The sequence below is a fragment of the Thalassotalea loyana genome (assembly GCF_030161435.1).
In the GTDB taxonomy this organism is placed as follows: domain Bacteria; phylum Pseudomonadota; class Gammaproteobacteria; order Enterobacterales; family Alteromonadaceae; genus Thalassotalea_G; species Thalassotalea_G loyana.
Map to the genome: position 1 here is coordinate 1005542 of NZ_BSSV01000001.1, position 22363 is coordinate 1027904.

General features: G+C 40.7%; 22 protein-coding genes. 16 read left to right on the forward strand and 6 right to left on the reverse strand.

Annotation, left to right across the window (positions count from 1 at the left end):
- The first annotated feature begins 13 nt into the window (after nucleotides 1-13).
- From flgE to QQK05_RS04465, 16 genes are all read left to right on the forward strand, one after another.
- Nucleotides 14-1393 carry a flagellar hook protein FlgE gene (gene flgE, locus QQK05_RS04390; protein ID WP_284296228.1) on the forward strand — a complete coding sequence of 460 codons (1380 nt, stop codon included), beginning with the start codon at nucleotides 14-16 and terminating at the stop codon, nucleotides 1391-1393.
- 140 nt (nucleotides 1394-1533) lie between these two features.
- Complete coding sequence (flgF, locus tag QQK05_RS04395; RefSeq protein ID WP_284296229.1) at nucleotides 1534-2277, forward strand: flagellar basal-body rod protein FlgF; 744 nt, start codon at nucleotides 1534-1536, stop codon at nucleotides 2275-2277.
- A gap of 14 nt (nucleotides 2278-2291) precedes the next feature.
- Nucleotides 2292-3080 carry a flagellar basal-body rod protein FlgG gene (gene flgG / locus QQK05_RS04400; RefSeq protein ID WP_284296230.1) on the forward strand — a complete coding sequence of 263 codons (789 nt, stop codon included), beginning with the start codon at nucleotides 2292-2294 and terminating at the stop codon, nucleotides 3078-3080.
- A gap of 13 nt (nucleotides 3081-3093) precedes the next feature.
- Nucleotides 3094-3780 carry a flagellar basal body L-ring protein FlgH gene (gene flgH / locus QQK05_RS04405; RefSeq protein ID WP_284296231.1) on the forward strand — a complete coding sequence of 229 codons (687 nt, stop codon included), beginning with the start codon at nucleotides 3094-3096 and terminating at the stop codon, nucleotides 3778-3780.
- A gap of 53 nt (nucleotides 3781-3833) precedes the next feature.
- Nucleotides 3834-4892, forward strand: coding sequence for a flagellar basal body P-ring protein FlgI (locus QQK05_RS04410; protein WP_284296446.1), 1059 nt, complete (start codon nucleotides 3834-3836; stop codon nucleotides 4890-4892).
- Between the two features lie 17 nt (nucleotides 4893-4909).
- The gene (gene flgJ / locus QQK05_RS04415; RefSeq protein WP_284296232.1) at nucleotides 4910-5842 is read left to right on the forward strand and encodes a flagellar assembly peptidoglycan hydrolase FlgJ; all 933 of its coding nucleotides are present in this window, start codon (nucleotides 4910-4912) and stop codon (nucleotides 5840-5842) included.
- A 56-nt stretch (nucleotides 5843-5898) separates the two neighbouring features.
- Nucleotides 5899-7857, forward strand: a complete 1959-nt coding sequence (gene flgK / locus QQK05_RS04420; RefSeq protein ID WP_284296233.1) for a flagellar hook-associated protein FlgK — start codon at nucleotides 5899-5901, stop codon at nucleotides 7855-7857.
- Between the two features lie 9 nt (nucleotides 7858-7866).
- On the forward strand, nucleotides 7867-9078 hold the full coding sequence (gene flgL / locus QQK05_RS04425; protein WP_284296234.1) for a flagellar hook-associated protein FlgL: 1212 nt from the start codon (nucleotides 7867-7869) through the stop codon (nucleotides 9076-9078).
- 101 nt (nucleotides 9079-9179) lie between these two features.
- On the forward strand, nucleotides 9180-10139 hold the full coding sequence (locus QQK05_RS04430) for a flagellin N-terminal helical domain-containing protein (RefSeq protein ID WP_284296237.1): 960 nt from the start codon (nucleotides 9180-9182) through the stop codon (nucleotides 10137-10139).
- Between the two features lie 249 nt (nucleotides 10140-10388).
- Nucleotides 10389-11357 (forward strand): flagellin N-terminal helical domain-containing protein, encoded by a 969-nt coding sequence (locus QQK05_RS04435; protein ID WP_284296239.1) that lies wholly within the window; start codon nucleotides 10389-10391, stop codon nucleotides 11355-11357.
- Between the two features lie 597 nt (nucleotides 11358-11954).
- Nucleotides 11955-12923 carry a flagellin N-terminal helical domain-containing protein gene (locus QQK05_RS04440; RefSeq protein ID WP_284296241.1) on the forward strand — a complete coding sequence of 323 codons (969 nt, stop codon included), beginning with the start codon at nucleotides 11955-11957 and terminating at the stop codon, nucleotides 12921-12923.
- Nucleotides 12924-12989: 66 nt separating this feature from the next.
- Nucleotides 12990-13430, forward strand: coding sequence for a flagellar protein FlaG (locus QQK05_RS04445; protein WP_284296242.1), 441 nt, complete (start codon nucleotides 12990-12992; stop codon nucleotides 13428-13430).
- A gap of 99 nt (nucleotides 13431-13529) precedes the next feature.
- On the forward strand, nucleotides 13530-14924 hold the full coding sequence (gene fliD / locus QQK05_RS04450) for a flagellar filament capping protein FliD (protein ID WP_284296243.1): 1395 nt from the start codon (nucleotides 13530-13532) through the stop codon (nucleotides 14922-14924).
- Nucleotides 14925-14944: 20 nt separating this feature from the next.
- Complete coding sequence (gene fliS, locus QQK05_RS04455; RefSeq protein WP_284296244.1) at nucleotides 14945-15376, forward strand: flagellar export chaperone FliS; 432 nt, start codon at nucleotides 14945-14947, stop codon at nucleotides 15374-15376.
- Between the two features lie 4 nt (nucleotides 15377-15380).
- The gene (locus QQK05_RS04460; protein ID WP_284296245.1) at nucleotides 15381-15668 is read left to right on the forward strand and encodes a hypothetical protein; all 288 of its coding nucleotides are present in this window, start codon (nucleotides 15381-15383) and stop codon (nucleotides 15666-15668) included.
- Nucleotides 15669-15785: 117 nt separating this feature from the next.
- A complete protein-coding gene (locus tag QQK05_RS04465; RefSeq protein WP_284296246.1) occupies nucleotides 15786-17879 on the forward strand; it encodes a motility associated factor glycosyltransferase family protein in 2094 nt (697 codons plus the stop codon).
- 10 nt (nucleotides 17880-17889) lie between these two features.
- On the opposite strand, the gene QQK05_RS04470 is transcribed toward QQK05_RS04465, so the two are convergent.
- The 6 genes from QQK05_RS04470 to QQK05_RS04495 are packed head-to-tail and all read right to left on the reverse strand — an operon-like array spanning nucleotide 17890 to nucleotide 22362.
- Nucleotides 17890-18417: a GNAT family N-acetyltransferase gene (locus QQK05_RS04470; RefSeq protein WP_284296247.1), complete on the reverse strand. Its 528-nt coding sequence runs from the start codon at nucleotides 18415-18417 to the stop codon at nucleotides 17890-17892.
- Complete coding sequence (locus tag QQK05_RS04475) at nucleotides 18414-19136, reverse strand: WbqC family protein (protein ID WP_284296248.1); 723 nt, start codon at nucleotides 19134-19136, stop codon at nucleotides 18414-18416. The genes QQK05_RS04470 and QQK05_RS04475 overlap by 4 nt, the downstream gene beginning before the upstream one ends.
- Complete coding sequence (locus QQK05_RS04480) at nucleotides 19136-19756, reverse strand: class I SAM-dependent methyltransferase (RefSeq protein ID WP_284296249.1); 621 nt, start codon at nucleotides 19754-19756, stop codon at nucleotides 19136-19138. Before QQK05_RS04480 ends, QQK05_RS04475 begins: the two co-directional genes overlap by 1 nt.
- Complete coding sequence (locus tag QQK05_RS04485; protein WP_284296250.1) at nucleotides 19753-20706, reverse strand: DegT/DnrJ/EryC1/StrS family aminotransferase; 954 nt, start codon at nucleotides 20704-20706, stop codon at nucleotides 19753-19755. The genes QQK05_RS04480 and QQK05_RS04485 overlap by 4 nt, the downstream gene beginning before the upstream one ends.
- The gene (locus tag QQK05_RS04490; RefSeq protein ID WP_284296251.1) at nucleotides 20697-21377 is read right to left on the reverse strand and encodes a class I SAM-dependent methyltransferase; all 681 of its coding nucleotides are present in this window, start codon (nucleotides 21375-21377) and stop codon (nucleotides 20697-20699) included. Before QQK05_RS04490 ends, QQK05_RS04485 begins: the two co-directional genes overlap by 10 nt.
- Complete coding sequence (locus QQK05_RS04495) at nucleotides 21370-22362, reverse strand: hypothetical protein (RefSeq protein ID WP_284296252.1); 993 nt, start codon at nucleotides 22360-22362, stop codon at nucleotides 21370-21372. The genes QQK05_RS04490 and QQK05_RS04495 overlap by 8 nt, the downstream gene beginning before the upstream one ends.
- Between the last annotated feature and the right edge of the window lies 1 nt (nucleotide 22363).

The window sequence follows — 22363 nt, forward strand, 5'->3', positions numbered from 1 at the left end:
GATAGGTGGACTTATGTCATTTAATATTGCACTTAGTGGTTTAAATGCCGCACAGAAAGATTTAGATGTTACTTCAAACAACATTGCAAACGTTAATACTACAGGCTTTAAAGAATCTCGAGCTGAGTTTGTTGATGTCTATGCATCATCGTTATTATCATCGGGTAAAACCAAAGTGGGTGACGGTGCGTTAACAGCAGACGTAGCACAACAATTCTCTCAAGGTAGTATTCGTTTTACTAACAACGAATTAGATTTAGCGATTACGGGTAATGGCTTCTTTGCTACAGTACCTGAAATTGACAGCTTAGAAACGTCATACACACGTGCTGGTGAATTCAAATTAAACTCAGAAAACTTCGTTGTTAATTCAAACGGTGGACACTTATTGGGTTTCCCTGTAAACGCTGATGGTTCGTCTGCTTCTGTAAGTTTAAGTACTGCAGAGCCAATTCGTGTACCAACTTCATCAGGTGCACCAACACAAACGAGCGAAGTTGATATTCGTATGAACTTACCGGCAGGTGACTCATATATTACAAACTCGCCAGACAACTTCGACCCAACAGACCCGTTAACATACAACCACTCTACGTCAGTGACGGTGTTTGATTCATTAGGTGATAGTCACGTGATGACTTACTACTTCATCAAAGATGATCCAGCGACAAACCCAAATGAATGGCTAGTTTTCTCGGCGGTTGACGGTATTCCTGTTGATATTCAAGATCCAGCAGCTGATGCGGTTGCCGATGGTCGTGTTGCCGGTGCTATTTCAGGTATTAATGGTGGTGCACTTGTTGGTGCTCGTTTACAGTTCAGTTTTGGCGGTGATTTCCAAGGGCAACTTCCGCCATTAGCCCTAGGTGGTATTGTCACAGAACAATTAGGTACGACAATTTTATCTAACGGTGCTGATAACACTCAGACCATCGCGATCGATTTCAATTTAGATGCTGTAGGGCCAAACGCTAATGAACCGACACAGTTTGCTTCAAACTTTGAAGTAACGGCGTTAGAGCAAGACGGTTTAGCCGTAGGTCGATTAACCGGTTTGGATATTGGTACTGATGGTCTTATCCGAGCAACATACTCTAACGGTACGTCTGAGCCGTTATCGCGTATTGCGTTAGTTAGTTTTGCCAATGTTCAAGGTTTAACACAAATTGGTGGTACGTCTTGGAAAGAAAGTATTGTTTCAGGCGAAGCTCTAGCTGGTGAAGCTGGCTCGGGGACTTTTGGTACGATCAACTCGTCAGCGTTAGAGCAATCAAACGTTAACTTAACGGCTGAGTTAATTGACTTAATTTCCGCACAACGAAACTTCCAGGCTAACTCTCGTTCATTGGAAGTTGACAACCAGTTAAACCAAACAATCTTACAGATTCGATAATTACATCAATCTATTGAAAAGGCAGAGCACCCGCTCTGCCTTTTTTATTTGTATCAAAGGCAAGATCTTAATACTCCCTTCCTAACTTGGCATCTGTTTTGCATTTACCTTAGTAAGATAACTAACGAAGAGAATTTGCTATGGATAAGATGCTGTATATCGCCATGAGCGGTGCAAAACAAAATATGCATGCTTTATCGGTAACTGCCAATAACTTAGCAAACGCAAAGACAACGGGCTTTAAAGCTGACATGGCTCAAGCTAGAACGATGCAAGCATTTGGTGAAGGTATGCCAACACGTGTTTTTGCGATGACGGAGCGAGCTAGCCAAAACTTTGACAGTGGTTCATTGATCACAACAAACCGCCCATTGGATATTGCTATTCAAGGTGATGGATTTTTTGCGGTACAAGCTGCTGATGGCTCAGAAGCATATTCTCGAAATGGTAATTTACGTTTAACTGAGCAAGGTGCACTAGAAACTAATGAAGGTGAATTAGTACTTGGCGATGCAGGCCCCATCTTTTTGCCATTGCCAGTAAACAATATTCAAGTTAGTCGCGATGGCACTATTTCGATTCAACCTGAAGGTGCTCCTTCATCTATCCAAGAAGAGATTGGTCGAATCAAGTTAGTTAACCCTGATGTAAGAGACATTGAAAAAGGCAATGACGGTTTATTTCGCCGTAAAGATGGTACACCTGTGCCGCCAGATGCCTTGGTGCAAATTCAAGGTGGCATGCTAGAAAGCAGTAATGTGAATCCTGTCGGTGAAATGACAGACATGATTGCATTACAGCGCCAATTTGAAATGCAATTGAAGTTAATGAAAACCGCCGAAGAAAATGATTCGGCAGCCGCGAATTTATTACGCGCATTCTAATTAAGAGGTAAATTATGAACCCAGCATTATGGATCAGTAAAACAGGCTTAGATGCGCAAACTAAAGACATTGCCGTAATTTCTAATAACTTAGCGAATGCGAGTACGGTGGGTTACAAGAAAAGTCGCGCAGTTTTCGAAGACCTTTTATATCAAACAATCAATCAACCTGGTGGTCGCACCGCACAAGATAGTCAAGCCCCGTCAGGCTTGATGTTAGGTGCAGGGACAAAAGTTGTTGCAACACAAAAAGTCCATACCCAAGGCGACATGTTAACCACTGATAATTCACTTGATTTAATGATTCAAGGTGAAGGCTTTTTTGAGATTTTATTACCCGATGGGACATCCTCATATAGCCGTAATGGCCAATTTATGATGGATGAAGAAGGTAACGTAGTAACGCCAGGCGCGGGCTATTTGCTTAACCCTCAAATTACAGTACCAGAAGATGCTATCGAGATAATGGTATCGCAAGACGGTGAAGTTTCGGTGCGTTTACAAGGTCAGGCTGATAACGCCGTGATTGGACAAATAAATACCGTTAATTTCGTTAACCCGACGGGCTTGGAGCCTATTGGTCAAAACTTATTCGTTGAAACCGCAGTAAGTGGTGCACCACAAGAGGGGACGCCTGGGTTAGAAGGTTTCGGGATGATAGTGCAAGGTGCACTTGAAACATCTAACGTAAATACGACAGAAGAGCTTGTTAACTTGATTGAATCTCAACGTGTTTACGAAATGAACTCAAAAGTTATCTCTGCCGTTGACCAAATGTTGAGTTATATCAATCAACAACTTTAGTTGGGGTGATGTTATGAAAAAATTACTGTTACCTTTATCTGCAATTATTTTGCTAAGTGCCTGCTCAGCAACAGATGAGCGTGCCAAAATTTTACCCGATGATCCGGAATTCGCGCCAATCATGCCGGTAGCAGAAGAAGCGCCATTAGTACCAACAGGCTCACTTTTTAAACCGAACTACATTAATAATATTTATTCTGACTCCAAAGCACACCGGGTGGGTGACATTATTTCAGTCATTCTATCTGAAAGTACGCAAGCACAAAAAAATGCTAAAACTGAATTAAAGAAAGAGAACGATGCTACCTTATCGCCTATTGTTGGGTTAGGTGGTGTGCCGGCAACAATCAACGGCAACTCTATTCAGTTTGCTTATGATCAAGACTCCAATTTCAAGGGGGATTCAAAAGCCGACCAAAGTAATAGCCTTAGTGGCAATATTTCAGTTCACGTTTTAAGAGTATTACCAAACGGCAATTTGATGATTCGAGGTGAAAAGTGGTTAACCTTGAACAATGGCGATGAGTATATTCGCCTAACAGGGATTATTCGTTCGAAGGACATTAGTTCAACAAATACTATTTTGTCGAGCAAAGTGGCTAATGCTCGAATTCAATATTCAGGCACTGGAACGTTCTCAGATATCCAACAACAGGGTTGGTTGTCTCGATTTTTCTCAAGTAAGTGGTGGCCGTTGTAAATCGACGGGAGATTATTATGAAAGCTGTATTTCGTCTTATCACTAGCGTTGTTATGTTACTCGCAGTAACACAAGCAAACGCACAACGAATAAAAGATCTCGCTGATGTGCAAGGTGTACGTTCAAATCAGCTTATCGGATATGGTTTAGTCGTTGGTTTACCTGGAACGGGTGAACAAAGTCCGTTTACTGAACAGAGCTTTAAAACCATGTTAAGCAATTTTGGCATTACGATGCCGGAAAACTTAAAGCCTAAAATCAAAAATGTCGCTGCGGTTGCTGTACATGCTGAATTGCCTCCTTTTGCTAAACCAGGCCAGGCGATTGACGTGACCGTCTCATCAATGGGGAGTGCGCAAAGTCTGCGCGGTGGTACCTTAGTTCAAACTATTTTGATGGGGATCGACGGCAATGCCTATGCTGTTGCACAAGGTAGTTTAGTCGTTAGTGGTTTAGGTGCTGAAGGATTAGATGGTTCAAAGATCCTTGTTAATACACCAACTGTTGGCCGAATAGCCAATGGAGCAACAGTAGAGCGTGAAGTAAATTCTCCTTTTGCAACCGGAGATTACATCACCTTTAACTTGAGAAATTCTGACTTTTCTAACGCAAAACGTTTAGCCGATACCATCAATGATTTTATTGCGGGTAGTGCAAAAGCCATTGATGCAACATCTGTTAGAGTGACTGCGCCACGTGACGTATCTGATCGTGTTGGCTTTCTCGCAACATTGGAAAATTTAGAGCTTGAATTAGACACCCCAGCGGCGAAAGTCATCGTTAATTCGCGCACGGGTACCATTGTTATTGGCTCTGATGTGCGTTTATTACCTGCGGCAATTACCCATGGTGGGATTACGGTAACAATCAACGAGATGCAAGATGTATCGCAACCTGATGCCTTTGCAGAAGGCGAAACGGTAACAACCACCCAATCAATTGTTGATGTTCGCCAAGATGACTCACGTATGTTCGTGTTTGATCCTGGTGTTACTTTAGATACGCTAGTGCGTGCAATCAACGAAGTTGGTGCTGGTCCAGGCGATGTTATGGCGATTCTTGAAGCGCTTGAACAGGCCGGCGCATTGCGTGGCCAATTGATCGTGATCTAACCACGCAGGGTAGCAAGATGAAAACACCTGGCACTGAAGCAGCTAATTTTTTTGATTTAACGAGCCTAAATAATATTCGTCAGCAATCTAAGGCTGATGATAAGGCATCAAAAGATCAAGCATTAGAAACAGCAGCAAAACAGTTCGAAGCGATCTTTATGCAAATGCTGTTGAAAAGTATGCGAAGTGCTCAAGAAGTGCTGGAATCAGATAGCCCGTTCAATTCTCAAAACGCTAAATTTTATCGAGATATGCATGACCAACAATTAGCGTTGGAACTATCAAACAATGGTAGTTTAGGCCTGTCTGACTTAATTGTGCGTCAATTAGGTGGCGATCAAGATTCATTTACACCGAGCTCTGTGCTTCGAAGTAACGGTAACTTAGTAATGCCGGAAGATCGTCAAAAAGTTGATGAAAAACCGGACGCTAATCGCCCGTTTAATGAAATCATAGAACATGCTAATCAAGTTCATGCGTTTGAAAAACCAGAAGATTTTGTTCAACAGCTGACAGGACCTGCTCAATCTGTTGAAAAGGCTTTAGGGATTCCTTATCAGGTTGTTATTGCTCAATCAGCATTGGAAACAGGTTGGGGCAAAAAGATCATTCAAAAATCTGACGGTCAAAGTTCAAATAACCTATTCAACATTAAAGCGGATAGTCGTTGGACTGGTGGTAAAGCAAATAAAGAAACGCTAGAGTTTGAAAATGGCACTATGACCAAGCAAAATGCGCCTTTCAGAGTGTACGATTCAATTAAAGATAGTGTTAATGACTATATAAATTTCCTTTCTTCTAACGATAGATATCAAGACGCGTTAGATAAGTCATCAAATGTGGAACAGTTTCTGCATGGACTACAGAAGGCGGGTTACGCTACCGATCCTCAATATGCAAACAAGATCATCGGTACATTAAAGCGAGTAACCAGCATTTTGAACAACTAAGCCTCTGATTATTCTCATACATGGCTTAGTCATTAAGTTTCATGTAGGAGTAACATATGTCTGTTGATTTGTACCAAACTGGCGTGAGTGGCTTATTGGCCGCCCAACAGCAGTTGGCAACGACATCGCATAATATTGCCAACGTAAATACCGAAGGTTATAGCCGTCAACGCGCTGAACAAGAAGCTCGTCTTGGTCAGCAGTTAGGTGGTAATTACTTTGGCTCTGGTACTTCTATCAACGATATTCGTCGCGTGTACGACGAGTTCGCTCAAAAAGAACAATTAATCAACCAAACAAACCTCGGTTTTGCCGATGGTTTACATGCGTCTTTAGATCAACTGAACGATACGATGAGCACGATGGGAACATCTGTGATGAATTCGATAGATCAGTTGTATCAATCAATGAATTCAATTGCTGATAACCCAAGCAATTTAGGTTTGCGATCAATGGCATTGAATCAAGCCGATATTTTAGCGAGTGATTTTAACTCTATTAATCGACAGTTCGAACAGTTAGAGAAGTCGGTCAATAGTGAGATAGAGCAAATCGCATCTCAAATATCCGATATTTCGCTTGAACTTGCTCATATTAATAATCAGGTTTTGCAGAACAAAGATTTGACGTTAGCCGGTCAACCGAATGACCTGCTTGATGCCCGTGATAAGTTAATCACTGAGTTGGGCAAGTTTACTCAAGTAAACACCCTTGAAGATCAAAATGGTGTTTTAACGGTAATGATTGCAAATGGCACGACATTAGTCGCTGGCACAACAGCGTTTACGATGAACGTTGTCGCAGGAGATCCTGATTCAGCAAAAACAGAAATTGAACTCGTGTCAACAAATGGTACGGCGGTATTAGATGGTCGTAAAATTGGCGGTGAGCTTGGTGCCAAAATTGAATTTCGAGATGAGCACTTAAAGGAGGCTCGCGCTCAAATTGACCGATTAGCGCTGGCGATTACTGATACGTTTAATCAAAGCCAATCTCAAGGTTTAGACTTAAACGCGTTGCAAGGGCTAAACATGTTTACCGATATCAATACGGTAGATTTAATGAATGCACGGGTGCTAACACCTACTACCAACGCTGGTACACTTACGGCTCAAGTATCGATAACTGACGTAACACAATTAACGGATAGTGAATATGAAGTTAGTTTTGATGGCGTTGATTATATTCTTACAGATACGCGTTCAGGTAACCAAACTAATTTAGGTGCGCCAGGTGGTGGTACGTACAATACACCATTTGGTTTTGATTTTGTTGAAACCGCAGGTGCGCCAGCAACTAACGACACATTTACCATTCGACCAGGTGAAAATGCTGCATCGTTAATGAAAACCACATTAACTGATGGTCAAGGTATTGCCGCTTCAACACCGGTTGAGGTGCGTCCAGGAGACAATAATATTGGTGGCGGTAGCGTTACTATTATTGGAGTAAATGATCCTGTAGCGGCGCGCACTAATGACTTAGGGCGTATTGAAGTATTAGAAAACCCAGCAGGAAGTGGTGTTTTTGCTTATCAAGTGTTTGATACTGCAAATGCCGTCGTTGGTGGTGGTGCATACACGCCTCCTAGCCAACAAATTACCGTAGGTGATCTAACCATTGAGATTGAAGGTCAACCATCAGGACTAGCACCAAATGCACCAGAGGTCTTCAATCTAGTCGATGCTTACGGTATGGGTAATGGCACCAATGCGCTGCAATTAACTCAGACGGCAACTCAGGGCATCTTGAATAATGGTCGAGAATCTTTCACACAAAATTTAGGTATCTCAACATCAACGGTTGGTTCAAAAGCCTCATCCGCTGAATTAGTTGCAGATACTGCCGATGCGTTATACACGCAAGCTTACAACCGTAATCAAGAAACCAAAGGCGTTAATCTTGATGAAGAAGCGGCCAATCTCGTTAAATTTCAGCAAGCTTATCAAGCCTCGTCAAGAATCATCTCGGTAGCGAATACGATTTTTGACACCTTGTTCCAAGCGGCGCGTTAGGAGTAGATCATGAGAGTTTCTACTAATCAAATGTTTATGCAGTCGAGCATGTATATGGCTCGTAATGAATCTGATTTGAATGAACAGGTAGCTTATTTGTCTTCCGGTAAAAAGGTGTTAACGGCAAAAGATGATGCAGTATCTTATGGCACACTAACCGGCTATAAAGATGAATTATCTAATATTGAACAGTTCCGCCGTAATATTGTTCAAGCCGAAAATCGCAATACATTAGTTGAGGGATCTTTTTCAACGGCACAGGATGTTCTTAACCAAGTCAAAACGACATTTATTCAAGCTAATAACGGTTCGATGTCCGATGATGACCGCGCCGCACTTGCTGAGCAATTACAGCAAAACTTACAACAGGTTTTAGATGTCGCTAACGCGCGTGATGAAACAGGTGGTTATGTATTTTCAGGTTATCAAATCGATAAACGCCCATTTTTACTTCAGCCTGATAATAGTGTTGTTTACCAAGGTGATGATGGTGTTAGAGAACTGAAAATATCAAAAAGTGTTGAAGTTCCACTCAACCAGCCAGGTGATGAAGCATTCTTAGAAGTTGCTAATCCGATTGGTGATTTTGTTGGTGTTTACAACAATAACCAAAGTGGAATTTCAGTAAATAGAGCGGTAATTCAAGATCGCGGTGCTTATGTTGATGGCGCAAATTATACCTTTAACTTTACCGATACTAATGGTGATGGTGCCTTAGAGTTGGCGGTTACAGATAATTCGGCAGTGAACCTGATCACAATTGATCCTTATGTTCCTGGGCAAACCGTTGCCTTTAATGGAATGGAAGTGAATATTGACGGCACACCATTGCCGGGTGACCAACTAGAACTTGCCCCTCAAGAAACTGTTAGCGTTTTTCAAGCGATTAAAGATGCGATTGATTGGGTGTCTCGTACAGGCACTATCACTGGGACTGAGCAACACGCGGTAGATTACGGCCATATCCTTAGCAATATCAACGCGTCACTAAACCATATATCTACTCGGCAAGGTGAGGCGGGTATTAACTTGCAGCTGATCCAAAGCCAGGAATCCTTTCATGCGGACAATGAGCTATTGATGGAGCAGGGGCGCTCGGTGATTGAAGACTTAGACTTTGCAACCGCTGTAACGAAGTTTGAGCAATCGAAACAAGCACTTCAAGCCGCTCAACAAACCTATGCACAATTACAAGGGTTAAGTTTATTTAACTATATTTGATCCTTTTTAATAAAGTTGGCATCTAGCTTGCTTTTAACTAACTAGATTAAAAATCGCTTATTTATTGGCGTTAAAAATAAACACAATTAAGAGAGGTCAACATGCCTTTATATGTAAACAGTAATATCAGTGCGTTGAACGCACAACGACAATTAATGAACTCAGGTAATGAATTAGATACCTCTTTTAAGCGTTTATCATCAGGCTTACGTATCAATTCAGCAGCAGATGATGCGGCAGGTCTACAGATCTCTGACCGTCTTCAATCGCAAATTTTGGGTTTAGGGCAAGGTAACCGAAATGCCAACGATGGTATTTCACTTGCGCAAACGGCCGAAGGTGCGATGGGAGAAATGACATCGATGCTTCAACGTGTTCGAACGTTGGCTCAACAGGCATCAAATGGCTCGAACACTGATGAAGACAGATTGGCACTTCAGCAAGAGATTCGTCAATTAATGGAAGAAGTTAACCGTGTTGCTACAGATACAACATTTGGTGGTCAAAACTTATTAGATGGCAGTTATGCTGCTAACTTCCAAGTAGGTGCTGATGCTGTTCAAACAATTGGTTTCGATATGCGTAATGTTGGTGGTGCTAGTTTATCAGCCAATGGTGGCTTTACCTTATCAGGTATTGCAGGTATCGCCAGTGCGGTAAATGGTGTTCGATTATCAACGTTAGCAGAAGGTGCTTCAGATATTGGTGGTGCAGCGTTAGCAACAGACACATTCGCCGCGACATTTATTGCAACGGCAATTAGTGTCTCTACACAAGTTAATTCACAAGTTGTATTTGCCGGTATTGATTCACTGATTGCGGTGGTTGATAAGAAGCGTGCTGAATTAGGTGCGGTTCAAAACCGATTCCAATCAACAATTCGTAACCAAGCTAACATCTCTGAAAACTTGTCAGCTGCGAAATCTCGAATTAAAGATGCAGACTTTGCTGCTGAAACCGCTGCGTTGACGCGTAACCAAATCTTACAGCAAGCTAGCCAAACAATTCTTGGTCAGGCAAATCAGCGTCCACAAGCTGCATTAAGTCTACTACAAGGTTAGATTTACATTCTCTTGAAAGCCGGCAATTGCCGGCTTTTTTATTGCCCAAAATTCGTTATTAAGCTCTGCTAATGAGTGCTGTTTTATGTCGTAAGTCATTGTTTTAAAGCTTAAATAAAAAAAATTAAAAAAAGATTAAAGATCATTTTTATTAAGCCGATAAAGAAATTGTCAGGGGGTGAGAGACCTGACACCCAGCTGGCAGTATTTACTGTAGCTTTAAAGTAATGAGATATAAGAGAGTAAATTATGGCTTTATATGTAAACACTAACGTGAGCTCGTTAAACGCTCAACGTCAATTAATGAACTCAGGTAATTCACTTGATACTTCATTCCAACGTTTATCTTCTGGTTTACGCATTAACAGTGCTCGAGATGATGCAGCTGGTCTACAAATTTCTGACCGCCTAGAGTCTCAAATTCAAGGTTTAAACCAAGGTAATCGAAACGCTAACGACGGTATTTCACTAGCGCAAACTGCTGAAGGTGCGATGGAAGAAGTTACGTCAATGTTCCAACGTGTTCGTACACTTGCACAACAAGCTTCTAACGGTTCAAACACTGATGAAGACCGTTTAGCACTTCAAGAAGAAATCCGTTCTTTAATGGAAGAGGTTAACCGTGTTGCTTCAGATACAACATTCGGTGGCCAAAACTTATTAGACGGTTCATATTCTGCAAGCTTCCAAGTGGGTGCTGATGCAGTACAAACAATCAGCTTCAGTATGCAAAACGTTGGCGGTTCAGCAACCGGTAGCATGTCATTAAACGGTGGCTTTACATTATCTGGTATCGCAGGTATCGCAAGTAACGTAACGGGTAATGGTTTAACAACGTTAGCTGCTGGTGTATCAGATATTTCAGGCGCGGCAATTGCTGGTACTGATGACTTTGATGCGAAGTTCCGTGCTTCTTCAATCAGTGTATCATCACAAGCAAACGCACAGTTTATTTTAGCGGGTATGGATTCGTTAATTGCGGTAGTTGATAAGAAGCGTGCTGAGTTAGGTGCGGTTCAAAACCGTTTCCAATCAACGATTCGTAACCAAGCTAATATTTCAGAAAACTTGTCAGCTGCGAAATCTCGTATTAAAGACGCAGACTTTGCTGCCGAAACTGCAGCACTGACTCGTAACCAAATCTTGCAACAAGCTAGCCAAACAATCTTGTCGCAAGCTAACCAACGTCCACAAGCGGCACTAAGTTTACTAGGTTAATTTAGGCAATCTGTGGTAATTTAGGTGGCAAGAAATTGCCACCGTGGCCGTACCAGGTCAAAACCTATCAACATATAGATGGTTCTTCAGTTTGAAAAAACGAGAGAGTGAAGAGAAGTTAGTGTTGAGAGGAGTTGCGCCCTTGTCAGATGGGGTAATTTAACAAGGGCGCGAATAATTAATGTGGGAATATTGTGAGCGTGGAGGCTAAATTCAATATTTCAAACATTAATCGCGAAGTTCTCTCTCACATTCGCGTAAATAGTAAAGCATTCTTTGTGCCAAGTTTTATGGATGAAATTTTGACGCTGCAATGTTTTATAGAGTCATACTCTCGACTCATGGAAAGGGGAAGGTGCTTAGCCTTCCCTTTTTTCATGATTCAGAGTCCCTTCTAAAAAATAATTAATCTTTTTATTCTTTAATATTCAATTGCTTAAGTTTGTTTTTTGATCTTTTTAGCTTTTTTTATAAAAAAAACTTAAAGATCTTTTAGCCTTCGCCGATACAAGTCCTAGAGAAAGATTCTCTGGTGAAAAACATTTAGTTAGGGGTAATTAATTTGTTTTTTGCGTAAAAAATTAATGTGGAGGCTGTATGGCTTTATATGTAAACACTAACGTGAGCTCGATAAACGCTCAACGTCAATTAAATAACTCTGGCAATGCATTAGATACATCTTTCCAAAGATTATCTTCAGGTCTTCGCATCAATGGTGCAAGAGATGATGCTGCTGGTTTACAAATCTCAAACCGTTTAACGGGCCAAATCAATGGTTTAGACCAAGGTATTCGTAACGCGAACGACGGTATCTCTTTAGCGCAAACAGCTGAAGGTGCGATGGAAGAAGTTACGTCAATGTTCCAACGTGTTCGTACACTTGCGCAACAAGCTTCAAACGGTTCAAACACTGATGAAGACCGTTTAGCACTTCAAGAAGAAATCCAGTCATTAATGGAAGAGGTTAACCGTGTTGCTTCAGATACAACATTCGGTGGCCAAAACTTATTAGACGGTTCATACGAAGCAAGCTTCCAAGTGGGGGCTGATGCAGTACAAACAATCAGCTTCAGTATGCAAAACGTTGGCGGTTCAGCAACCGGTAGTATGTCATTAAACGGTGGCTTTACACTATCTGGTATCGCAGGTATCGCAAGTAACGTAACGGGTAATGGTTTAACAACGTTAGCTGCTGGTGTATCTGATATTTCAGGCGCGGCAATTGCTGGTACTGATGACTTTGATACGAAGTTCCGTGCTTCATCAATCAGTGTATCATCTCAAGCAAACGCACAGTTTATTTTAGCGGGTATGGATTCGTTAATTGCGGTAGTTGATAAGAAACGTGCTGAGTTAGGTGCGGTTCAAAACCGTTTCCAATCTACGATTCGTAACCAAGCTAACATTTCTGAAAACTTATCTGCTGCACGTTCACGTATCAAAGATACTGACTTTGCTGCTGAGACGGCTGCGTTAACTCGTAACCAAATCTTACAACAAGCAAGTTCAAGTATTCTTTCTCAAGCGAACCAGCGTCCACAATTAGCTTTAAGTTTATTAGGTTAATTGAAATATATGACAACCTTATGGTGCTTCGGGATCATAAGGTTTTATCATATTTAAGGAGGCTTTATGGCAATCGAATCAATAGCTGACAAAAACAAATTCAATTCGGCACAAATGAATGACCAAGTGCAATTGAATGTTGGCTTAAATGTTGCTGGAGATAAGGTTTCTCAAACGGCAGATGTTGAAACTGCCCAAGATGAATCTCAATTAGATCAAAAGCAAAATCTTGAACAAGAAAAAGATGTACAAGAGCAAAGTTTTGATAGGGATGCGTTGGTCGAGTCAATCGAACAAATTAACGCAGAATTTCCTATCAAAGAAACAAGCCTTGTTTTCGAGTTTGATGAATTGAATGAGCCACCGATAGTCAAAGTAGTTGATAAAGAAAACGGTGAAACAATTAGAGAGATACCGCCAAAGTATTTCAGTGATGTTTCATCTGTGCTGAAAGATGTTTCAGAGCGCTTAACTAATGGTGGGTTTTTATTAGATAAGCAGGTTTAAACTAGTAAATATAGCTGTGTAGCTAGATTGTTACTAGTATTGAACAAAGTAGTAGAAACGTACTATCCTTAACAGGGTAGTACATTATAGGTGAATATTATGGCACTAATTACATCGGCAGGTGTAGGCTCTGGCCTAGACTTAGAGAGTATTATCTCAGCGACACTTAATGCTGAAAATTTACCTAAAGTTCAAAAATTTGAAGAGAAGGAAACGAGCCTTACCCTAGAGCTTTCAGCGGTGGGTGCCGTTAAATCTTCTCTTTCAGCCCTCGAAGATGTTGTTGAAAAGCTCGCTGATATCGACAACTTCAATAAACGTACCGCGACCGTAACCCAACCTGACTCTGGTGATCTGATTTCTGTTACCGCAACAGAAGATGCAACGCCTGCACAATTTAATGTTGAAGTTATGCAACTTGCACAAGGTAGTCGCGCGGTAATGGCAGACGGTTTATACACCTCTGTTGATGATGTTGTTACAGCTACTGGCGGTACGCTCACGTACAGTGCTGGCGGTGATACATTTGATATTACATTGGATGCCGGCGCAACGCTCGAGGATTTGCGTCAAGCGATTAATGACGCAAATGATAACTTTGGTGTCACGGCAAATATTATCAATGATGGTACATCGTCAAAACTCGTTTTAACGTCAAATAAAACGGGTGCAGGCAATGACTTAGTTGTCACAAACAATATTGCTGAATTAGATAATGTTTCTACCGTGGCCAATGGCGGCGGTGCTGGCGGTCTAGCAATTGCGGTAGAAGACCAAGCGCAAGATGCCATCATCGAAGTGGATGGTATCAGTATCACGAGTGATACCAACACCTTTAAAGATGCCGTTCAAGATCTGACGATTGTTGCGCAAAAAGAAAGTGAAAACAACGAAACAAGTAAGATCGTTGTCGATTACGATAAGTCAGGGGTTGAATCTTTAATTGAAGAGTTTATTACCGGCTTTAATAATGCAATGGGCACCATTGATTACCACACCCAATCAGGTGCACCGTTAAACGGTGATTCGACAATGCGTAGTCTGAAAGCGCAACTGATTAATGCGCTATCTACGACGGTACCGACAGGCGATTTCGAAACAATTTTTGACGCTGGTTTAGGCTTAAGCAAAGACGGTGTATTAGAAAAAGAATCACTAGTGCGCAGTTTAAATACAGCCTTGAGTGAAAACTTTGATGAGGTTGGTGAACTTTTCGCTGGCGAAAATGGCATAGCATCAACATTTAGTACTTTACTCGAGAACTACGTCTCTTCAAGTGGTTCAATTAAATCTCGAGAAGATGGCATAAATCTTGAATTGAATCAGTTAGAAGACGATGTCAGTAATCATGAATATCGTATGGAACAGTTAGAGATTAGTTTAAGGAAGCAATATTCGGCACTTGACGTGCTGATTGCACAAATGCAAAGTTCTGGACAATACTTAAGTGCACAACTTGCAAGCTTACCTGGCTTTTCGACACCTGACTCATAAATAAAATCGTAGGATTTACTATGGCTAATTTAAATTTAAAGTACTATCAAAAAGAAGCAACGAAAACGAGCTTAGCGGACGCAGAACCATATATGGTCACGAAAATGCTAATGGGTGGCGTTGTTGAAAGCCTTGTCATGGCTAAAGGTGCTGTAGAGCGTGGTGATTATCAAGAGCGAGCAAGAACGATTTCAAAAGCGTCAAATATTATTGAAGCATTGCGTTCAAGCATTGATTTTGAAGCTGGCGGTGAAGTGTGTCAAAACTTATACGCCTTATACCAATACATGCTAGAGCGTTTAGCGGATGCAAGTATGGCAAAAGACACCGTAGCAATTGAAGAAGTGCACACGCTTTTTAAAGAAATTAAAGCAGGCTGGGATGCTATTCCAGTGGAAGCTCGCCAAGAAGCTGAAGCACAACGCAAAGTAAATCAATCTGCGGCAGTTTAACATTGTGAAGTCACAGATAGCTTTATTGTTTGAGGAACTACAAGGTTTACTCGAAGAGAATAAAGTTGAAGAGGCCAACGATAAGTTGGTTGAACTTGATAAAGCTATTCGTGAGCTTTTTGCAGAGCATCAAGCAAGTGATCTCCCAGAAGACGTTGTCAGTTTATTGACGGATGTTAACCACTTCTTTCAGAAATCGTCATTAAAACTTGCTGATGATGCAAAAACTGTTCAAGAATCTCTATTGAAAATCAAAAAAGCGGATAAAGTGCGTAAAGCATATCAACTTTAGTTTGTTTTTTAGTTATTTCACTATACAAGTGTGGCCATTTGGCCCCATACTTGCCTTAATTATCTTCATATTAATCAACTTTTGATATGTCTAAACCTTAACTGCGGTATGAGTAGTATGAAACCATCAGATTACGATATTGACCAACTTTCAGCACAAATTGATGAAGCTGAAGAGGTGGCAAAACGAGAAGCTATTTTTGCTGAGCAAGCAAATGTGCGATTTAACCAAAACATAGTAGCATTTAATCGCTACTTTCCAGAGATTGCGCAAAAGTTTGCATCCTACAATCCCATTGAGCCATTTCAACTATTGGTTAATAAAGATGGTACTGGCAATATTATTGATAATCAGACTAAAGTTCCCTTTTATCGAGAAGAGCCTGTTGCTCAAGTGAAGCAGCAAGTGGATGATTGTTTTGAAAATCCTGTGCTTGGTCAAATTAACTATTCAGTTTTGGAAACGCTTGAAAACACAACGGATTTTGTTCATGTTGATACAATGAAGCTGTTAGGAAAGTGTTTCAATAAGGTGAGTTCAGATTTACCTTTAAATACTAAGATCGCGTCAAAAATCCCAAGTTTAATTATTTTTGGGATTGGTTTAGGTTACCATCTTAAAGAGCTGCAATCACGCACCAGTGCAACTTACATCACTATTTTTGAGCCAAATGAAGATTACTTCTTTGCTAGCCTATTTTGCTTTGATTGGGCTGAATATTTACAGGCTGTTGATGACGCAGGTTCATTTCTCTACTTGGGTATTGGTGAGGAAGAAGATTCGATTTATCAAACACTTTACGACCGAGTGAAGGAAATTGGCCCGTATAGTGTGTCCAACTCATTGTTTTATCAACATTATCCTTCGCAAAAAGTTGCTAGTATTATTGAGAAGATTAAAGAAAATTTTCATCAATTCTTTATGGGGTGGGGCTTTTTTGATGACGCACTGCTTAGTATCTCTCATACGCTAGGTGTCATGGATAAAGCGCCTTCTGTCATGGTTGCAAGTCCGAAGTTACCACACGATATAAGTCAATATCCGATATTTATTGTTGCTAATGGTCCATCACTTGATAACGATATCGAGCGCATTAAGTCGCTACGCGAAAATGCTATTGTGGTGTCGTGTAATTCGGCAACTACCGCTTTATTGGCAAATGGCATAACGCCAGATTTTCACGTGGCGCTGGAACGTACTAAATCTACAGCTGACTTTCTTGAGCATTTCATTACACCTGAGCAACGACAAGAAATAAATCTGCTTGTGCTCAATGTTATGTACCCTGGGGTGTTAGATTTATTTGGTTGGACTGGCGTAGGCATAAAAGGTCATGAGGCAGGAACCACCTTGTTTCAACTTGCAGAGCTGCAAAATAAAGGCGAGATTACGCCTACCTTAGGTTACTGTAACCCATTGGTGGGGAATACGGCGCTGAGCTTTTTTACGACAATGGGGTTCAAAAATATCTACTTGTTTGGTCTGGATAAAGGCTATGTTGACGAGTCTATGCATCACTCGAAGCATTCTTATTATTACAAAGATGATGGTGAGGAAAAATATGCGCCGATTAAGATGGGTGCAGAGTTTGCCGTTGAAGGTAATTTTGAACCTAGAGTGATTACTGAACCGTTTTTATATACAGGTAAAGAGCAAGTTGAACGCTTACTAGAGGTCTTTAAAGGTCGTAACGTCAATGTCTTTAACTGTTCTAACGGGGTTAAAATGGCTGGGACGTTACCACTGAGATCAGATGATATATTATTTGAAGATTCACCATTGAAAAATGCGCAAGTGGTTGACTTTGTTAAGTCTAATGTATTTGATGACTACGATGCTGGCTATGACTTAAAAAGTCTATTGTACTTTGATGAATTCGAACAAATTTGCCAAACAATGGTTGAATTTTTAGAGCAACCGGCAAGTTCGCGTGAAGAAGCGTTAGATAATTTGTTTAAACATCTACATTATTTAAACTCGTTTATGCAAGGCGGTAAATTAAGTCATTTATATTTGATCCTTCAAGGTGAAGCTTGGTATGTCAATTCAGTACTATTGTCAATTTTGTACAATTATGGTGATAGTGAAGAGGTTATGCCTTATTACCAGGAAGCGTTAGCTATTTGGGTTGATTTCTTGAAGAATATGCCTGATTTATATCGTGAGCGTTGGGATTTATTAAGTACTTATAGCTTCGACTACAACGCTTAAAAGTAAGTACTTAAATATCTATATCCATTTCTAAAGCCTCATCATCAAAATGATAATGAGGCTTTTTACTAATCTCAAAACCAATTTTTTCGTAGGCTTTTACCGCGGCAACATTTGATTTCTCAACACCTAAGTTGACCATGTTCGCATGTAGCGTTGACTTTACTAATGGCAGGCTTGCTTCAATCACCTCTTTGGCTACACCTTTGCCGTGCCAATTCGTCTCACCAATTAATATACCCATGGTTGCAATATTAGGGAAGGTGGCCATAGACTCATATTTAACGTTGCCAATATGGGCGAGACCATCACTGGCTTCCGCAAAAATACCTAAAAATAAACAGTGAGGGTTGTGAAAATGTTGATCAATATACTCGGCTAATTCACTAAGCTGGGCCTGTGTATGGGTAATATATTGTGAGGTGTTTTCATCATTGAGCCATGATAGGTAACGGCTGGTAGCATCCGCTTTTGTTAGCTCTTTTAAGATAAATCGCTGCGTTTTTATCGATTTAGTGTTTGCTGACCTAGTGTTCATACAAGTGCACCTCGATTACTGTGTTGCCTAATTAACTCTAAAGTGTGCTCAAAGCCACAATTAAATAGGGCGTCAAATACCGATAAATGACTGATAAAGTCACCATATAACTGTGGGTATGTTGGGGCCTGGTAGCTTTGGTAGCTCAACGAAATGCCTGCTTTCACTATTGCTCCGCCTTTTGAATGCTTCTCTATATAGTCAGCAGCACCAACTGGTGATAAATAATGAGTGATACTTAATTCATGACAAAGGCTTACTAAACGTTCGTCTTTGACACCTGTTATATTGTCTAAATTTGAAGCGCGAACGAGCTTTGTAGTGATACCAAGTTGTGTAGCAACAGCGCTAATAATTGCCATGTTGAGCTCTGCAAGGTTTTGATAATCCCTTTTCAATAACCCTTCAATGAACGGATAAACGTCGTTAAAAAATGGCGCTTTGCTGTAGTTGGTCACTAAGGTTTTTAGATGTTTCTTTTGCCAAGGCTTGGGAGACAAAAGTGTTTCATTGATCATGGTCTCTAATCGACCATTGGGTGTTGAAACAGGCACTGTCAGCATAACAGCACCTTGCACTGACTTTATTTGGTTGCGAACATGCCAGCTACTTTTCTCAAGTTTTACATTGTCCAAATACACAAATACATCAACACTATCTATCAGATCGAAAAAGCCTGTCCAGGGTAAATAGGTAGGCTGCATTATTGCACCACGCATTATTTCAAATCCTTATATAAATACATGGTAAATTCGTATGGGACAGAGCCTTTTTTAACGACGTAGTCGTGTTTTAAAACAACATGTGCGCCAAGTTTTTTACAAAAATCGAATACTTCTAATGGATCGATGTAAAACAGATCGTCATTAAAAAAATCAACATAGGTCGACATTGCGTTAAATGCGACACCTTTTTGGCAAGCATTGAACATCTTTTCTATCGCATCGAACATAAAGTCTTTGGCGTTTGGTGTATTGTTATTAAACACACCGCTTAGCAAGATATAATCATATGATGTTGGCATAGCATCTTTAGTGATATCAAACACAGCAAAACTAGCCTGCTGATCATTGGCAAATTGCTCGTTAGCCGTTTCAATAAACTCATCAACAAAATCTAGTCCGAGATAATTACCACTGTACTGGGCAGATTTTAAGTAATGATACATATCACCTAAACCACAACCAATGTCGACGATAGAATCAATCTCGCTGTCAACCGCGGTTAAAATTTCAAAACGTTTGTACTGTGAACTTTGACTAACATGTTGCACGGCTTCAACACTGTTGCCATGTTTATCAAATAGTCCTTGATAGTAGGTTTTGAGATCTTTGATCATGCTTCAAACTCATTAATGAATGAAATCGTTTTTTCTAATTGTGCCATCGGCATTTCTGGCCGCACGAACAGGTTAATGACTTGTTCTGAAACCTGTCTTGCGTTGGGCAATGTCCAACCGGTTTTTAACAATTCTAGCGATTTATAGTGGCAGGTAATAATAATATCTTGGTGAGCCGCCTGCTCAATTAGTTTTTCTCTGTCGCCTTTAAATAGCAATGGGTAACGCCAAAGAGGCTGGCCTAACTCAATTTTTGGCTTAACAACGTTATTATCAGTGAGTGTTTGGTGACAGAACCGTACCTTCTGACTCCGCTCTTTGTTGAATTCACTCAGTTTTGCAAGTGCCGCGTTTAACGAAGAGAGTTTGTTGGCATCATCTAGATATTGGAAAAATTGATTGGCGTTAAGTGTTTCGCCAATACGTTTAGCAAACTTAGGGTTATTAGTAAAAATTGCGCCACCGTATTGCTCGGCAATGGTTTTGTCATAACCAAAGCTGATGATGCTGATATCACCAAAGCGACCAAGCGGTTGCCCGTTGACACTTGCACCTAAAGCGAGGCAGGCATCTTCAATAAGGAAGATCTCATGGGCTTGGCAGTACTGTTCGATTGCTTCAATATCACAAGCAATACCATAACCATGAACGGCTACTACAGCAGCGGTGTTATTCGTTATTTGGCGTTTGATCTGCTCAAGGTTACTCGAAAAGTTAACCATTGACACATCTGCTAATACTGGGGTGAAACCTGCCATTTGAATAGCAAATAGCACTGCAGGACAACAAATTGCAGGCATGATTACTTCACTGCCTACTGGAATGTTTGAAGAGTGCAGAGCGGTAATTAATGCGCTACTGCCTGAGCTTGTTAAAAAGCTGTATTCACGCTCAAGGCTTTTATTAAGCGAGCTTGTGATTGTTTGTCTTAGCGAGTGTGCTATAGCCATATTTTAATATCTTTTCGGTAATGACTTAGCGGAAAACTCGTTGGTTGTGCAAGTTTTTCAATTTTTGTGACTTTTTCATGGCCGCTAAAATGTTCAAGAATGTTATCTAATGTGTAAAACGTCCATTGGGAATAACGGTGTATCAGTGGCAGGTTTGCTTCAATAGCCAAGTCACTGTTTGACTTAATCTCTTGCTCAAAAGTAGCATCGAGCAAGTCGCCAATAAGAATTATGCCACCTGGTTTAGTCACGCGTATCATCTCTTCGATTGCTGATATGGCATAACTTTGTTCTGGAAAATAGTGAAAAATGCTGTAGCACAACGTTCGCTCACTGGTGTTTTCATCGAACGGTAAATTCGCCGCTTCACCTTGCTCAAAATTGCCTGATGGGATGAGCTTTCTTGCTTCGGTTACCATAGCCTGAGCATAATCAATACCGCTGATATCACTGGTGTAATTGCTTAGTTGTGATAGTAAAAGACCATTACCACAGCCTATATCGAGAAAGCTATAGGTTGAGCCTTCGGTTAAAGAAAGTTTGACTTTAATATCGTCGACCAGTCCTTGCCAAGCCTCATCATCAAATGGACGTCCGACTTGTGCTTTTAAGTCGTCGCTGGCAAGTGCTTGTTCGTGCCACTCTGATTTTTTTGCTTCGAAACTAGTCATAACATCTCTTTAAAATATGGTCGGCAAGTGCACGACATGAATGAGTATCAAAAGTTTGCTTACTTGCTGATATTAACGCGCTTTGTGCAGGGGCTTCAATATCGGCAACTAACGTTGTAAGCGATTGTTCAGGCGATAATAAAAAGCTATCAACCAAACCTAAATCGGTTGTAAGGCCATGCTTTGCAAACACGACGCTATCTTCTGCTTGCCCTTGGTTTTGTGAAATACATGCATTGGCAATGCCACAAAAGCTCACTTCATATTTCGATAAGCCACCACCTGAAATAAAGTAATCGGCAGCTTGATAATAATGTTCAATTTTGGAAGTTAACGGCTTTAACCACAGAGTGTTGCGACTCGAGGGGATTGGTTTATCCGCTGTTGTTGTTGCCGTCACTAAATTGATAACCTTTCCCGACAATAGATTATCTAAGGCAGTCATCAGCTTCATGCCAGTGTTATGCTGATCTTGACCGCCAATAAAAATAAAAATGTTGTCTAATGACGTTTTTGTCGTGGATAAATTGTCTTCTCTAATAGCTTGTAAGCTTGATTTAAATGGAAAAAACTTAGCACCAAGGCAGGTGTTTTTTGCGTTGTAAGGTTCATTATCAAAACCAACACGAAAGTTAATCACTAAATCACATTGGGACAAATCAAAATGATTGAAGTCGTCAATTGCAATTAAATGTTCTGCTTTATCGCGCCAGTGATTAATGTCATCCTGATTGATTTGATAATCGTCAATAATTAGGCAAAATGGTGGATTAATCGCTGCAAAATCTGTAATGCAACCAAACCCTTGATCTTCTATTTGTTGTGTCGCAAATGGCAAGTAGTCGCCACAAAAGACAATCTCTTGTTCAGGCTTTTGTCTTTTGAGCCTGGTTGCAATGTTAAGGCATCGGCTGACGTGTCCAAATCCGGTTTGGCTATTGGCATTGCATTTGAAAACAATTAGGTTTGACTTATCCGTCGCCACT

What these genes read in the sequence shown, in the direction of transcription:
- QQK05_RS04490 (WP_284296251.1), bottom strand. Translation starts at nt 21,377, where the DNA reads ATGACTAGTTTCGAAGCAAAAAAATCAGAGTGGCACGAACAAGCACTT.
- flgK (WP_284296233.1), top strand. Translation starts at nt 5,899, where the DNA reads ATGTCTGTTGATTTGTACCAAACTGGCGTGAGTGGCTTATTGGCCGCC.
- flgH (WP_284296231.1), top strand. Translation starts at nt 3,094, where the DNA reads ATGAAAAAATTACTGTTACCTTTATCTGCAATTATTTTGCTAAGTGCC.
- flgL (WP_284296234.1), top strand. Translation starts at nt 7,867, where the DNA reads ATGAGAGTTTCTACTAATCAAATGTTTATGCAGTCGAGCATGTATATG.
- fliS (WP_284296244.1), top strand. Translation starts at nt 14,945, where the DNA reads ATGGCTAATTTAAATTTAAAGTACTATCAAAAAGAAGCAACGAAAACG.
- QQK05_RS04465 (WP_284296246.1), top strand. Translation starts at nt 15,786, where the DNA reads ATGAAACCATCAGATTACGATATTGACCAACTTTCAGCACAAATTGAT.
- QQK05_RS04430 (WP_284296237.1), top strand. Translation starts at nt 9,180, where the DNA reads ATGCCTTTATATGTAAACAGTAATATCAGTGCGTTGAACGCACAACGA.
- flgF (WP_284296229.1), top strand. Translation starts at nt 1,534, where the DNA reads ATGGATAAGATGCTGTATATCGCCATGAGCGGTGCAAAACAAAATATG.
- QQK05_RS04480 (WP_284296249.1), bottom strand. Translation starts at nt 19,756, where the DNA reads ATGATCAAAGATCTCAAAACCTACTATCAAGGACTATTTGATAAACAT.
- QQK05_RS04485 (WP_284296250.1), bottom strand. Translation starts at nt 20,706, where the DNA reads ATGGCTATAGCACACTCGCTAAGACAAACAATCACAAGCTCGCTTAAT.
- QQK05_RS04475 (WP_284296248.1), bottom strand. Translation starts at nt 19,136, where the DNA reads ATGCGTGGTGCAATAATGCAGCCTACCTATTTACCCTGGACAGGCTTT.
- fliD (WP_284296243.1), top strand. Translation starts at nt 13,530, where the DNA reads ATGGCACTAATTACATCGGCAGGTGTAGGCTCTGGCCTAGACTTAGAG.
- flgJ (WP_284296232.1), top strand. Translation starts at nt 4,910, where the DNA reads ATGAAAACACCTGGCACTGAAGCAGCTAATTTTTTTGATTTAACGAGC.
- QQK05_RS04445 (WP_284296242.1), top strand. Translation starts at nt 12,990, where the DNA reads ATGGCAATCGAATCAATAGCTGACAAAAACAAATTCAATTCGGCACAA.
- QQK05_RS04470 (WP_284296247.1), bottom strand. Translation starts at nt 18,417, where the DNA reads ATGAACACTAGGTCAGCAAACACTAAATCGATAAAAACGCAGCGATTT.
- flgE (WP_284296228.1), top strand. Translation starts at nt 14, where the DNA reads ATGTCATTTAATATTGCACTTAGTGGTTTAAATGCCGCACAGAAAGAT.
- QQK05_RS04410 (WP_284296446.1), top strand. Translation starts at nt 3,834, where the DNA reads ATGTTACTCGCAGTAACACAAGCAAACGCACAACGAATAAAAGATCTC.
- QQK05_RS04440 (WP_284296241.1), top strand. Translation starts at nt 11,955, where the DNA reads ATGGCTTTATATGTAAACACTAACGTGAGCTCGATAAACGCTCAACGT.
- flgG (WP_284296230.1), top strand. Translation starts at nt 2,292, where the DNA reads ATGAACCCAGCATTATGGATCAGTAAAACAGGCTTAGATGCGCAAACT.
- QQK05_RS04435 (WP_284296239.1), top strand. Translation starts at nt 10,389, where the DNA reads ATGGCTTTATATGTAAACACTAACGTGAGCTCGTTAAACGCTCAACGT.